Raw genomic sequence first — 12989 nt, forward strand, 5'->3', positions numbered from 1 at the left:
GGTTTGGGTGTTGTCAATTTTGATGGTTAGATTAAGTTTCTGTTTGATTCGCTTCGCTCAATTCAAGGATTTAAAAATACAATTTTTTAGAATAGTCCTGAGTTGTTGGCAATTTTTATTGCGATGTCTTTATAATCACGTTTTTTAGCAATTTCCTCTTTGTTAAACGGCGCTCCTGGAACAGTAATGGTAATAGAATAACCTTCTAGTTTTATGCTGAGTTCGCGCTTTTTTCCAATCCAAACGGCAGCTTTTCCCAAACCGCCAATATATTCAGAAGATTTGGACATTTTTTTCTTAAATTCCCATGCTTCTTTCCAATCTTGACCTTCTAAAAAGTTGTCTTTTAGCGCAAAAATACTTCCGCTTAAATAATTGAATTCGCCTTCGCCAACATACACCAAGAAGCGACAGTTTTTACTTTGAAATGTTTTTCCGTCGTCCACCAATACTTTTGAAGCATCAGGATAAAGTTTTTTTATTTGGTCAATATGAATGTATTCACACAGATTTTTTGAAAGTGCCGAGAATGCTACTTTGTTTCCAGAAAATTTGGTGTTTACAAAATCAGTATCTCCTAATTCTTGTCCGACAATTGTTCCTTTATCCCCAAAACAGGAAGTCAGTAGTATTGATAGAAAAGTAAATAGCGCAATACGTTGTATTGTTTTCATAGTGTGATTAGTTGATGATTAGTTTTTTTAGTGTTGTTGTTTTTTCGGTTTTGATTTGAACCATGTACATTCCACCAGAAAGATTTTTTAAGTCGAGCGTTTCTTGATTGCTACGATAGTTTTCATTTTTTAAGATGAGTTTTCCAGACATATCGTAAATCGCTACTTGTTCTAAATTTGTTGGTGCGCTGATGTTTACGTGTTCTTTTGCAGGATTTGGATACACGCGAATTTGATTTTCTGTAGTTGCTATATCATTTACGCTTAGTGTTGTGCTATCTTGTATATTTAGAATAAAACCACCATTCGTATTTTCAGGATTTCCTGTTCGGTTCATGGCGTCTGCTTCTAGCCAAACTTGTAAATAATAGGTTGCGTTTGGTGTTAGGTTGTCTACAGATAATTCGCCTTCTTGGCAAAATAACGGTTGCGCATCCGAACAAGATTCGTAGAAAGCTATTTTTCCAACTAATGGAGGCGCGTTAATCGTCATGGTTACACTTCCTGAAGCTGGTGCTTGAAATTCATACCATACATCTAAAATGGTAATTCCTGTTTCTTGACAACTAGGTGTGTTTGTACTATTGGTTGCATTGAAGGTATTTCCAGAAGCTGGTTGAGCTAGCGTGATAGAAACTGCCTGTGCACAATCGTCGTTTGAAGGAGCGCAATTCAGACTAAAACCTGGAAAGTAATTTGTTGGAAATCCCCAAAAGGTATTGCTCCAAGCTACATCATCTACTTCTACACAGGTTAGTGATGGATTGTCTTTTACTCTGAAAGTTTGTCCAATATTAGTATTGTTGCCATTTTTGATAAAAATAGTTTCCAGTTGCGCATTATCTTCAGCGCGTACACTTGTCAAAGCAGGATTGTTGGAGAGATCTACATAACGTAATAGTGCATTGTTATCAAATTCAATAGTTTCCAAAAGTACATTCTGCGTCACATCCAAATTGAACAAAGCTGTATTGTCATTTGCTAACAAATAGCGCAATGCTGTACAACTTGAAAAATCTAAGTTTGGTACGTTTACATTGTTGATATAGATGTCTTCTAGCAACGGATTGTTGTTTAACACCAATGAAGACAAGGTCATGTTTTCAATATTTAAACTCTCCAAATTAGAGCTATTGGAAAGATCAATAGTTTCCAAAGAAGCATCGGCAATGCTGACATAAGTTAAATTTACCAAAGCACTCAAATCAACAGAAGTATCCGTTACATCTCGAATTACAAGTTCTTCTAGGTTTGTTAAATTTTCAATAGGAGATAAGTCTGCGATGGTTCCATCAACTCTAAGTTCCGTTAACGCAGTAAAATCTTGTAATCCTGTAATGTCTGACACAATAAAATTTCCGAAGTCAAAATCAAGTAATGTGTTGATGTTGCCTGTAAGTACTAAATTATCTAGCGGACCAGAATCGAGTCCTAATTGTTGCAATCTTGATTCCAAAGCATCGTCTGGAACAAAAGTGTTTTGAGCATTTGTTGTAATGCAAAGGAAAATAGTGATGAGTAAGAATATTTTTTCTTTCATTTTTTAATTTTTATTGTTTTGTTGATTTTTATTTTGATTAAAACATTTTCTTGTAATCTTTTGGGTTGATCGTTTTGCTGATATGATCTTTGATTTCAATAATTTCACTTTTCATGTTGCCTTCGTTTGACTGCATCGAATATTCCATGATGTGTCCTTTGATGACTTCATTGTTTTGTATGAACCAATTAGGTAAGTTGATGTTTGGCGCTACCCAAAGCTGCATTTTTGCATTTGAATCAGACATTGTGTATTCGTGGCATTCTGCTCCCAAAATTGTTTTGGTTTTCCCAGTTTTGGTCAGTTTTGTATAATCGAAGTTTGCCATTTTATCGGTTGGATTCTCCATTTTTTGTCCCATCATTCCGCCAGACATGCGCATTTTCATTCCAGCTGATTCTACAAAAATGTGTGTGTTTCCTTTGTCCATCACAATAATAGATTCACCATTCATTTCTCCTTCACTATATTCACTCATATCAGCTTTCATCCCAATATATGTTGCATTCGGATTGATGAGATAAGACATTTTATAGGTTCTATTTTGCTCTGAAACCGTAATTTTTGTCACTGTTTCATGTGTAAAATGATACGAGCCTGACGCAATATTGCTCGTTTTGTAATTTGGAACGCTCGTTTTTGTGGTCGTTTTAGATGAATTTTCATTAGTGTTCTTAACGATTGTTTCTTCATTGATAAATTTTGGTGTTTTTGAGTCAATTCCGCCTGTAACAGAAGCTTCAAAAAATGTCTCCGAATAGTCATCGGTATTTGCTTTTCTGATGACTTCTCTCAACGTAACTTTTCCAGAAAAACTAATCTGAATTGTTTCGTCTGAAAGTACATCAATAGCGACTTCACCTTTTGAAATTTCGTAGTTTTGGTAATCGTCTGTCACTGCGCGCTTAAAACCGTTTTCAGTTTTTTTATTGTAAGGTAATTGCGGATCGTACCCAAGTTTTAAGGTAGCTTCTTGAGGAATTTTAAAGACTTGTTTGCCACGATTTTTGGCTTCTTCTGTATCATGTTTTAGATTTTTATCAGTTTTTATTGTTAAGATAAAACCATCATAAATATCTGCTTCATGCGACCACCAATTTCCGCGCATAGTATACCCTGAATTGGTTTTGCTAACGTTTATTTGACTTACTTCTGTGATTTCTACACTACCAAATTTTTTGGAATGTTTGATGATGATGTCTCCAAAATCTTTTGTGTTTTTTATTTTGGTATTTTTCGTTTCGGAATCTTTTTTTCCTTCTACAGCATCGTCAATCGTTTTATCAACTTTCTTATCTATTTTATTAATGATATCATTTTCAGCCTTTTCAACTTTTTCTTTTGCCTTCTTTTTTAATCTTTTAAATAATTGTGCATCAGCATGTTGAAATGTTCCTAAACAAAAGATAAAAAGGAGTACGTGTAATTTTGATTTCATAATTAATACGTTTGTTTATCCTTTTGTATCTTTAGCAAGCATAATATTAACAGCTACGCAAAAAAAAATTATTCTATTGTTAATATTTTAATCCTTTTCATCACTAATGAGTAGAAATAGTACAGAGACTGAATTGCAAAGGTTGTTACGATCTGATGATAAGAAGGCTCTCGAAACTATATATGTTACCTACAAAAATGAGTTTTTAAACTATGCTAAAAAGTATCGTTTAGACAGATTTAGTGCATTAGATGTTTATCAAGATGCAATTATTGCTATGCATCACAATTTTGTGTCGTCGCAATTGGTGTTGACTTCAAGCTCTATTAAAACATATTTGTTTGGTATTGGAAAATTTAAAATTTTAAAGAGATTAAAAGAAGAAGATAAGTTGTTAAGCGTGGAAACACCAGAGGAAGGATTTACAGACATTCGCATTGAAGATACTTCTCCATCGGAACGCTCTGTGTTACTGAGTTCGCATTTGAAGAATATTTCTGAGAGTTGTAGAAAGGTACTAGAGTTGTTTTATTATCGAAATTTAACCGTCGAGGAAATAGTTCAACTTACCGATTATAAAGACGGAAATACCGTGCGAAGTCATAAATCGAGATGTTTGAAGCGTTTAAAATCTTTATTTAAAATTAGGTAATGAATAAGGAAGAAATCATACAAGATTATATTGCAAATCGCTTGTCGGAAAAAGAGAAGTTGAAGGTGGAAGCGTTGCTAAAAACCGATGAAGAATTACAAGAAATTTATGAAACGCATGTCACATTAGCGGAAGCTTTTAAGCTTACAAAAAGTGCTGAAATCAAAGAACGTTTGCAAGAATTAGATGCTAATGAAGTAAATGCAACGAAGAAAAAGTGGAATTTTGGCATGTGGAGTCGAATTGCCGTTGCGGCAGTTTTTATTTTGGGAATTTTCTATACGATCACGCAATTGCAATCAAATGATGATTTTTACGAATTGTATTTTGAAAAATGTCCAAATACGTATCTTCCTGTTACAAGAGGAAATACGACACAAGATTTACAAATTCAGGCTTTTATAGCGTATGAAAGTAACGATTTTACTAAAGCTGTTAAATTGTTTGAAAAACTATTGCAAACTTCCGCCAAAGACAATCTCGATATTCAGTTTTATTATGCGATGTCATTGCTGAATCAAGAGAAATATGAGTTGGCTTTGAATGAATTAAATACACTTACAAACACTACTTTCGATTATCAAGCAGAATCACTTTGGTATGCAGCGTTGCTTCAACTGAAAAGTGAAAATACAGCAATTGCAAAGAAGTACCTTTTACAGCTTAGAGAGTTGAATCCTAGTTTTAAATCTGAAAAGGTAGGGATGATTTTAGAGGAACTTTAGGCTATATAAAAAAGAAAGACGAGTAACTAACTCGTCTTGTTCTTTAACTAACCAATCCAAAATTTATGTGAAATGAAAACAAAGCGTGATTGCTTGTTTTGCTTTCAAATAATTTATAACAAACGACGTGCCAAAAATTATTTTTCGTTAAATTTTGAATGCTAAATATTTGTTAATGAAATGGTTCGTAAAAATCGTTTCGTTTCTTAGGTAAGAATATTAGAAATCTTTTTGTAGAAAATCTCAGGATCAAATGGTTTTGAAATAACTTCGTTGAAACCATCTTTTAAGAAATCCCCTTTGTTATCATCTAAAGAAATGGCAGTTAAAGCGATAATTGGCGTTGAAACATCAAATTTTCTAATTTCTTTTGTTGCTTCAACTCCGCTAATACCTGGCATGTGAATGTCCATTAAAATAAAGTCGTAACGATTGCTACGTGCATAATCAATTGCTTGATAACCATCATCCGCGATATCGCAAGTCATGTTTTGCTTGGCAATAATTTTCTTCGTAATTACTTGATTAATCTTATTGTCTTCTACCAATAATACTTTGAACTTTCTATTTTTGAGATCGGTTTTTTCTTCGTTTGGAGCTTCTGTCGTATTTGCTGTTTCTGGTTCAAGTTTCTCTAAAATTAGTGGGAAACGAAAGGTAGATCCTTCTCCTAATTTACTCTCCAACTGAATGTCACTTTCAAGCAATTCCAACAAGCTTTTTACAATGGTCAATCCTAAACCTGTTCCACCATATTTGCGATTAATTTGTACAGAACCTTGCGAGAAACTATCAAAAATATTTTCCTGCATTGCTTGTGAAATCCCGATTCCGTTGTCTTTTATTTCAAATTGAATATGCTGTTGTGTTTCATCTTCTTCCAAAATCTTTGCAGAAATTTCAACAACTCCATTTTTGGTAAATTTCAAGGCATTGCTTATTAAGTTGATGAATACTTGCGACATTTTTAAATAGTCTCCAACTAGCTTTTCAGGAATACCTTTGTCAATATTTAAAACAATCTTATTGTTATTTTCTTTTGAGGTTTGCGTGAGCGAATTTACAACATCATTCAATATCTTTTTAAGATTCAATGGTGCTTTTTCAACGGCTAATTTTCTAGCTTCAATTTTATTTACTTGAAGAATATCGTTGATGAAGGTCAGTAAATAATCACCAGAAAATTTTAAGGATTTTAAGTGTTCTTTTTGGCTTTCACTCGGATTTTCTTCCAATAATAAATGTGTCAAACCTGTTACCGCATACAACGGTGTTCGCAGTTCGTGCGTTACCGTAGATAAGAATTGCGCTTTCGCTTTCATTGCTTTTTCAGCATTGTCTTTTGCTAATTGCAATTCAGAATTTTTCTTAAGTAATAGATTGTTTGTTTTTACTTTAATCTGATTGTTTCTGTAAAGTGAAATCGTCAATAAAGAAATAATAATCAGCAATGCCGAACTCAATATTGACGTTAATTTGTTACGTTTTCCTTTTTGGGTAGAATCATCATATTGACGTTCCAATTCTAAAATATGGCGTTTTTGAAACTCGTTATCAAAAGAGGCATTTGCTTCGGCAACACTCTGTATACTTGCCTGATTGTAGATTGAATCTTTAACTTTTAAATATAAACTTTGATATTTGTAAGCACTTTTAACATCATCTAAAGCAGCATACGTATCACTGATAATTTTTGAGCTTTGTAGTTTTATAATAGGGAAACCGTACGAATTTGCAATTTTTAACGCCGTTTCAGCATTCAGTTTTGCATTTGCGTACTCTTTGATATTTCGATATGCTTTTGCAAGATTCAAATGTACTTTTGCACGAAGATAATTTGGTTGATACGGGTCGTTAATTGGTAAAGAATTTTCAAAACGTTCAATGGCACGACTGTTAATTCCCTGACTTAAGTAAAACAATCCGCGATAATATTTTAATTTATTAATATCGTCGGTAGAATGGTATTTATCAAAAACTACTTCGGCATCACTAAAATGTTTGTCAGCATTGCTATACGAAGTATTTCGAGTTGCTGTCAAAGCTCTCAAGACATGATTGTAGCCAAGTCCGAGTGAATCATTAATTTCTTCTTGAATTTGTTTAGCTCTGCGTAAATAACTTTCTATTTCAGTAGGATTAAAACTATTGTAGTTTTCTTCAATGCCTATTTCTGCACGTAGCATGTAGGCGCGCGCTTTGCTTTTTTGATCTTGAATGCTATCAGATAAGTCTAAAATGACGGTCAATTTTTGAAGCGCGTCATTCAACCTTGCCTTCTTTTTATATTCATACACGTCAATAAAAGAGCGCTCTATACTGTCCTTAATTTTTTCGTTTGATTGGGCTTGGGACAATACAGAGAATAAAGAAAACAATAAAAATAAAACGTGCTTTACTTTACACACCATGAAGTGTTGAATTTATTCAAAAATACTTATTTATTTGAAATATATAGCATTAAATCAATTAATCTGTGGGAATAGCCGATTTCATTATCGTACCAACCTACAACTTTTACCATTTTTCCAATTACGGAAGTCATCAAAGAATCAAATGTACATGAATACGGATTGTCAATAACATCAACGGAAACAATTGGATCTTCGGTATACGAAAGAATGCCTTTTAAATTTGTTTCAGCAGCTTTTTTAAACGCTTTATTGATTTCTTCGATAGAAGTTTCCTTTTTTACGTTGAATGTAATATCTGTCAGAGAACCATCGGGTACAGGAACACGAATTCCGCAGCCACCAATTACATCCGAAAGTTCTGGAAATATCTTGGTCAGTGCTTTGGCTGCTCCTGTTGTAGTAGGCACAATGCTTTGACTTGCACCACGCGCACGACGTAAATCGCGATGTGGCTGATCGTGTAAACTTTGATCGGTTGTATACGAGTGAATTGTGGTAATATATGCTTGTTCAATACCGCACAAATCATTAATTACCTGAATCATTGGTGCGGCGTTGTTAGTGGTGCACGAAGCATTTGAAATGATGGTTTCTGTTCCTTCTAAAATTTCTTCGTTCACACCCAAAACAACCATTTTAATATCCTCATCTTGTGGCGGAACAGACAAGATAACTTTTTTTGCGCCATTTGTAATATGATGTTCTAAAAGTGCTTTTGTTTTAAATTTCCCTGTCGCTTCAATCACAAAATCAACGTTGTAAGGCTTCCAATTAAGTGCTTCAATTGAAGCAATATTTGTTACAGGATACGATGTTCCATCAACCAAAATTTCAGTAGTAGTATGACGAACTTCATTTGGCAAAACACCATGAATACTATCGTATTTTAACAAGTGACTCAGCGTACGTGTGTCAGCCAAATCGTTAATAACCACAACTTCAATTGTTGGATGTTGTATCAATAAGCGAAATAAATTTCGACCAATTCTTCCAAAACCATTAATGGCAATTCTAATCATATGAATGTCGTATTTTTAAGAATGGTAAAATTACATTTTTTTGACTGATTTTTTTAGTAGTTGATGCGCTATGTAATTTTTACCATTTTGTATGATAAGGTAAAATTACGTGCTAAGTAGTAGGCTGTTTTTAAGATATTTACACCGATAAAAACAAAGTAAGTATTGAAATGCTATTTTTTTATTCTCAAAAAACAAAAAAAGAATTGCATCATAACTAACATAGAAAACATTTATTTTTTCTTTTTTTATGTATTTTGAACACCAGTATTAACCCCTAAGTTGCTAAAAAAGTAACTTTTTCTAAAACCTTAATAATCATGGAATCAACACAATCATCACTAACGTCGTTAGCATGTATTCAAAATTGGGAACAATGTAGAACCAACCAATCGTCCATAGAAAATTCACTTTTTACAGGAAATAGTTTTACACTAAAAGTAGGAACGGTAAGTCCAGTTTTTAACAGATTGCACATATATATTGGTAAAGCAACTCCAGAAAATGAAAGTGGAGGCATATCTTTTTATGCTGTGCCAAGCGTTTGTGATTACCAATCAACCATACAAACTGAGTATGAAAACTATAGCAGTGAGCCTCAAAAAGTAGCAAGGACTTTGCCTGATCTTGTAAATTCAAAATTAGTTCCTGTAGATTTTAAAACAACTCCATTCAAATATTCCGCACAAGGAGAATCGCCGTCAGCACAATTATTAATTGATAGTGTGAACAATTGGAATAACGAATCTGTAAGAGCTTCATGGCTAAATGCTAAATTTGAAGGCGGACCAAGATATGTCTTAGCTGCATTTGATATTGATGTAAGTGATTTTGAGCCATCGCATGAACATACTTGCTTTTTAGCGTTAAAACCAGACGCCAAAAATCCTAACGATTATACAATTGATTTGGTAGTTGTGAATACTGTCACGGGAAATATCTTAAATCTTGAGGAAAATGAAAATAATGTTTCTTTCAGAGATTTGGCACGTTTAGTTCCACCATTTGGGCAAGCTAAACGTCCGTCTACCAACGAACCTAACTTTGGTGTATACCAAATTGCCAATGAATAATGGTAACAACTCATTATGAATTTTAACACATTTTCAGAAATCATAACAAAAGTAACTCCACTCGTGCTGATATTTGGTGCGAGTGTGGGTTTGTACTATTACAAACAGCTGACAAATGTAGCAAAACTGTTGTTTTATTTTTTGTTGGGAAGCTTGTTAATTGATTTGTGTTCTAGGTTGCTGGAAAAAATTTTTAGTAACAATTTAATTTTAGTTTTTGTGCTGACGTTACTAGAACTTTTGATTTTTCTGAAATTGTATTATGAGTTGACTCAAAAAAAGAAACTGGTAATTTTCCTATCAATTTTTGGAGTCTTATATACCATAATAGAGTCTATTTACGTAAATACCAACGATGTAAAGCTATTTCAACCGTATGCAAAAGCGTTTGGACCTTTACTTATTGTGGGAATGACGCTATTGTTTTTCTTTGAATTGATTCGTGATGAAGAAAACTTATTCAAAAGAGAAAATGATTATTTTGTATTGAACAGCATGATTTTATGTTTTTTTTCTTTGCAATTTTTGGTCTTTCTTCCGCTAAATTTTTTAGTAAATACTGATATACAACTCACAGGATACATCCTCATCGGGAATATTTTCTTTATGATTTTGTTTTACCTGTATTTAACTTATTTTATATGGAAACGTGGCAGAAACCTGAAACAATAATCTTTTGGATTACCATCGTTGCTTTGTTTGTCATTGTCTTACTAACGGTGATTATTTTCTTGATACGTGCCATTTTTAAGAAAATCATCACGCAAGAGAAAAAGAAGCAGCCATACAATTAAACAACCAAAAGAGTTTGCTGGAAACGACTATAAAAACACAAGAATTAGAACGTCATCGGATTGCCGCAGATATTCACGACGAACTGATTGGAAAGTTGACCGCATTGAAAATGGAGCAAGAAATCACTCAGAAAGATCCCAAAACGATTGAAGCACTTCATCAAAGTATCAATATCGCACGCAGAATCTCACATGATTTAAGTCCGCCGTTAATCGAATTTACTTTATTACCAGATTTAATTAAAGAACTGCTAGATCCGTGGGAACAACATCTACTCATTGATACCAAATATGACATTCGCTCGGAAATCAACGATACCGATGAATTTAAAGTGCAAATTACGCGACTCGTTCAGGAAATCATCACAAATATCATAAAACACGCCAATGCAACTAGAATGTATCTACATCTAAAACAAACAAAAAATTACATGGCATTGCGTATTGGCGACAACGGAAAAGGCTATGATGTTGCCAAACAAAGCAAAGGTTTGGGAACAAAAAATATAGAAACGCGCGTGCAATATTTAAAAGGTCAGTACAAAGTAAAATCTCAGATTGGAAAAGGAACCACAAGTCTATTTCTATTTAAAAACTAAAAAACATGGAAGATATCATAACAATTGCTTTAGTAGATGACGATGCATTAATTGTGTCATTATTAAAAGATTTTTTAGGCAATCAAGAAAAAATGGAAATTTGCTACACGGCAGATAGTGGCGAAATGCTGATGGAAAAATTGGCAACAGAAACAGCTTTGCCAGATATAATGGTACTTGATTTAAATATGAAAGGAATCAACGGTGTAGAAGTTACCGAGTTTTTAAAAAAGAATTACCCAAGTATCAAAGTCATTCTAATGACGTCACATTACAAGCGATCTTTTATGGGATTCATGTTAAAAACAGGTGTTTCAGCATTTATTCCTAAAGGAATTTCTCCTGTGCAATTAGTGGAAATTATCAAAGAAATCTACGACAAAGGATTCTACTTTATGGAAGATCAATTGGGGATTTTACGCGAACAAATCTCACACAAAAGTCCAAAACCCACCTTAATCGAAAAAAATGTACTCACCGAACGAGAAATTGAAGTCTTAAAACTGATCTGTTTTCAAAAAACTGCCAAAGAAATAGGAGAGCAGCTATTCATTACTCCGCGAACGGTAGAAGGTCATAAAAGCAACTTATTCATCAAAACGGAAGCGAGAAACATTGCAGGTTTGGTCATTTATGCGATTCAGAATAATTATATTGAACCGAATGAAATTCCGTTGATTTAGACTCGCTGTCGCTTTTGGACCGCTTCGCTGTTAGAATCAAGATCGCTTCATTTCGACAGGCTCAATGTGAACGCTATTAGACTTTTTGAAACGCTTATCCTTTGATTCGTCCTTGCGAGAAGCGTAGCGCCACGGCAATCTGTGACTTCAAAAAACTAAAGTGTTCTGTGATAAACAGACTGCGACGTCATTCTTCCTCGCAGTGACGTTTCTTTTAATTAAAAAAAATCGTGCATTCGTGGCAAAAAAAAGAGATTCCTGCCTCTGAAGGAATGAAAAAAAGGTATATGTATAAGGCTAGAAGCGAAGCGCCACTAGCCAAAATTCATAATTCTGAATTCAGCATTCAGAATTAATCTATATGTTTATGTGCCTTATAAGAAGAACGCACCAACGCGCCACTTTCTACATGTCTAAAACCTAAATCGAGTCCGATTTGACGATAACGGTCAAATTCATCAGGCGTGACAAAACGTTGTACAGGCAAATGTTTTTTACTTGGCTGTAAATATTGTCCGATCGTAACGACATCGACATTGGCTTCACTTAAATCGTGCAAAGTTTGAATTACTTCTTCTTCTTTTTCACCCAAACCAAGCATGATTCCTGATTTCGTTCTATTGATTCCCTGATCTTTTAAATATTTCAACACACCTAAACTACGATCATATTTCGCCTGAATTCGCACTTCACGCGTCAAACGACGCACCGTTTCCATGTTATGTGAAACTACTTCTGGAGCAACTTCTACAATACGATCCAAATGACGCTCGATTCCTTGAAAATCTGGAATCAGCGTTTCTAAAGTTGTCGTAGGATTCATTCGGCGAACAGCTTTCACCGTTTCTGCCCAAATGATACTTCCCATATCTTTCAAATCATCACGATCTACCGAAGTCAAAACTGCGTGCTTAATTTTCATAATTTTAATAGAACGTGCTACTTTTTCAGGTTCGTCCCAAGCAACCGTTTCTGGTCGTCCCGTTTTTACACCACAAAATCCGCAAGAGCGTGTACAAACATTCCCCAAAATCATAAACGTTGCCGTTCCTTCTCCCCAACATTCGCCCATATTTGGGCAACTTCCTGAGGTACAAATTGTGTTTAATTTGTATTTGTCAACCAATCCGCGAAGTTCTGTATATTTCTTTCCTGTTGGAAGCTTCACACGAAGCCATTTCGGTTTTCCTTTTGGAGGCAATACACTAGCTTTTGTTTCTATACTCATAGCAACTTTTCTATTCATTGAAAATATGAAATGCAAAGATACAAAGAATCTTGTTGTTGTTCGCTTCGCTCAATTCAAAAATTTAAAGATTAAAAATTCAAGGTTTATAGACGTATACACTTAAACTCAAAAAGCACCAAATACCCAACA

Annotated in this window: 12 protein-coding genes; 6 read left to right on the forward strand and 6 right to left on the reverse strand. The window is 34.1% G+C overall.

Annotation, left to right across the window (positions count from 1 at the left end):
* Positions 1-86: 86 nt before the first annotated feature.
* From KAOT1_RS21095 to KAOT1_RS21105, 3 genes are read right to left on the reverse strand one after another with little or no spacing between them, the layout of a single operon-like run.
* Positions 87-674, reverse strand: coding sequence for a hypothetical protein (locus KAOT1_RS21095; protein WP_007096948.1), 588 nt, complete (start codon positions 672-674; stop codon positions 87-89).
* 7 nt (positions 675-681) lie between these two features.
* Complete coding sequence (locus tag KAOT1_RS21100) at positions 682-2214, reverse strand: T9SS type A sorting domain-containing protein (RefSeq protein ID WP_007096949.1); 1533 nt, start codon at positions 2212-2214, stop codon at positions 682-684.
* Positions 2215-2251: 37 nt separating this feature from the next.
* Positions 2252-3652 carry a DUF4412 domain-containing protein gene (locus KAOT1_RS21105; RefSeq protein ID WP_007096950.1) on the reverse strand — a complete coding sequence of 467 codons (1401 nt, stop codon included), beginning with the start codon at positions 3650-3652 and terminating at the stop codon, positions 2252-2254.
* A 106-nt stretch (positions 3653-3758) separates the two neighbouring features.
* Between KAOT1_RS21105 and KAOT1_RS21110 the strand changes: the two genes are divergently transcribed.
* Positions 3759-4304 carry an RNA polymerase sigma factor gene (locus KAOT1_RS21110; RefSeq protein WP_007096951.1) on the forward strand — a complete coding sequence of 182 codons (546 nt, stop codon included), beginning with the start codon at positions 3759-3761 and terminating at the stop codon, positions 4302-4304.
* The gene (locus KAOT1_RS21115; RefSeq protein ID WP_007096952.1) at positions 4304-5029 is read left to right on the forward strand and encodes a tetratricopeptide repeat protein; all 726 of its coding nucleotides are present in this window, start codon (positions 4304-4306) and stop codon (positions 5027-5029) included. Before KAOT1_RS21110 ends, KAOT1_RS21115 begins: the two co-directional genes overlap by 1 nt.
* A gap of 206 nt (positions 5030-5235) precedes the next feature.
* On the opposite strand, the gene KAOT1_RS21120 is transcribed toward KAOT1_RS21115, so the two are convergent.
* Positions 5236-7299 (reverse strand): response regulator, encoded by a 2064-nt coding sequence (locus tag KAOT1_RS21120; RefSeq protein WP_007096953.1) that lies wholly within the window; start codon positions 7297-7299, stop codon positions 5236-5238.
* A 167-nt stretch (positions 7300-7466) separates the two neighbouring features.
* Positions 7467-8462, reverse strand: a complete 996-nt coding sequence (gene gap, locus KAOT1_RS21125; RefSeq protein ID WP_007096954.1) for a type I glyceraldehyde-3-phosphate dehydrogenase — start codon at positions 8460-8462, stop codon at positions 7467-7469.
* A gap of 320 nt (positions 8463-8782) precedes the next feature.
* On the opposite strand from gap, the gene KAOT1_RS21130 reads away from it, so the two are divergent.
* From KAOT1_RS21130 to KAOT1_RS21145, 4 genes are all read left to right on the forward strand, one after another.
* Positions 8783-9535: a hypothetical protein gene (locus KAOT1_RS21130; protein WP_007096955.1), complete on the forward strand. Its 753-nt coding sequence runs from the start codon at positions 8783-8785 to the stop codon at positions 9533-9535.
* 219 nt (positions 9536-9754) lie between these two features.
* Positions 9755-10207 (forward strand): hypothetical protein, encoded by a 453-nt coding sequence (locus tag KAOT1_RS21135; protein ID WP_238528722.1) that lies wholly within the window; start codon positions 9755-9757, stop codon positions 10205-10207.
* Positions 10208-10343: 136 nt separating this feature from the next.
* Entirely contained in the window at positions 10344-10928 is a 585-nt protein-coding gene (locus tag KAOT1_RS21140; protein WP_007096958.1) for a sensor histidine kinase, read from the forward strand.
* 5 nt (positions 10929-10933) lie between these two features.
* Positions 10934-11611, forward strand: a complete 678-nt coding sequence (locus KAOT1_RS21145; RefSeq protein ID WP_007096959.1) for a response regulator transcription factor — start codon at positions 10934-10936, stop codon at positions 11609-11611.
* Between the two features lie 352 nt (positions 11612-11963).
* Here the strand turns inward: KAOT1_RS21145 and lipA are convergent, their stop codons facing one another.
* Positions 11964-12839: a lipoyl synthase gene (gene lipA / locus KAOT1_RS21150; RefSeq protein WP_007096961.1), complete on the reverse strand. Its 876-nt coding sequence runs from the start codon at positions 12837-12839 to the stop codon at positions 11964-11966.
* Positions 12840-12989 lie beyond the last annotated feature (150 nt).

Origin of the sequence: Kordia algicida OT-1 (assembly GCF_000154725.1) — a bacterium.
Taxonomy (GTDB): Bacteria; Bacteroidota; Bacteroidia; order Flavobacteriales; family Flavobacteriaceae; genus Kordia; species Kordia algicida.

Excerpts from the sequence above, each read along its gene's own strand:
- KAOT1_RS21095 (WP_007096948.1), bottom strand. The coding sequence starts at position 674 with ATGAAAACAATACAACGTATTGCGCTATTTACTTTTCTATCAATACTA.
- KAOT1_RS21100 (WP_007096949.1), bottom strand. The coding sequence starts at position 2,214 with ATGAAAGAAAAAATATTCTTACTCATCACTATTTTCCTTTGCATTACA.
- KAOT1_RS21105 (WP_007096950.1), bottom strand. The coding sequence starts at position 3,652 with ATGAAATCAAAATTACACGTACTCCTTTTTATCTTTTGTTTAGGAACA.
- KAOT1_RS21110 (WP_007096951.1), top strand. The coding sequence starts at position 3,759 with ATGAGTAGAAATAGTACAGAGACTGAATTGCAAAGGTTGTTACGATCT.
- KAOT1_RS21115 (WP_007096952.1), top strand. The coding sequence starts at position 4,304 with ATGAATAAGGAAGAAATCATACAAGATTATATTGCAAATCGCTTGTCG.
- gap (WP_007096954.1), bottom strand. The coding sequence starts at position 8,462 with ATGATTAGAATTGCCATTAATGGTTTTGGAAGAATTGGTCGAAATTTA.
- KAOT1_RS21130 (WP_007096955.1), top strand. The coding sequence starts at position 8,783 with ATGGAATCAACACAATCATCACTAACGTCGTTAGCATGTATTCAAAAT.
- KAOT1_RS21145 (WP_007096959.1), top strand. The coding sequence starts at position 10,934 with ATGGAAGATATCATAACAATTGCTTTAGTAGATGACGATGCATTAATT.
- lipA (WP_007096961.1), bottom strand. The coding sequence starts at position 12,839 with ATGAGTATAGAAACAAAAGCTAGTGTATTGCCTCCAAAAGGAAAACCG.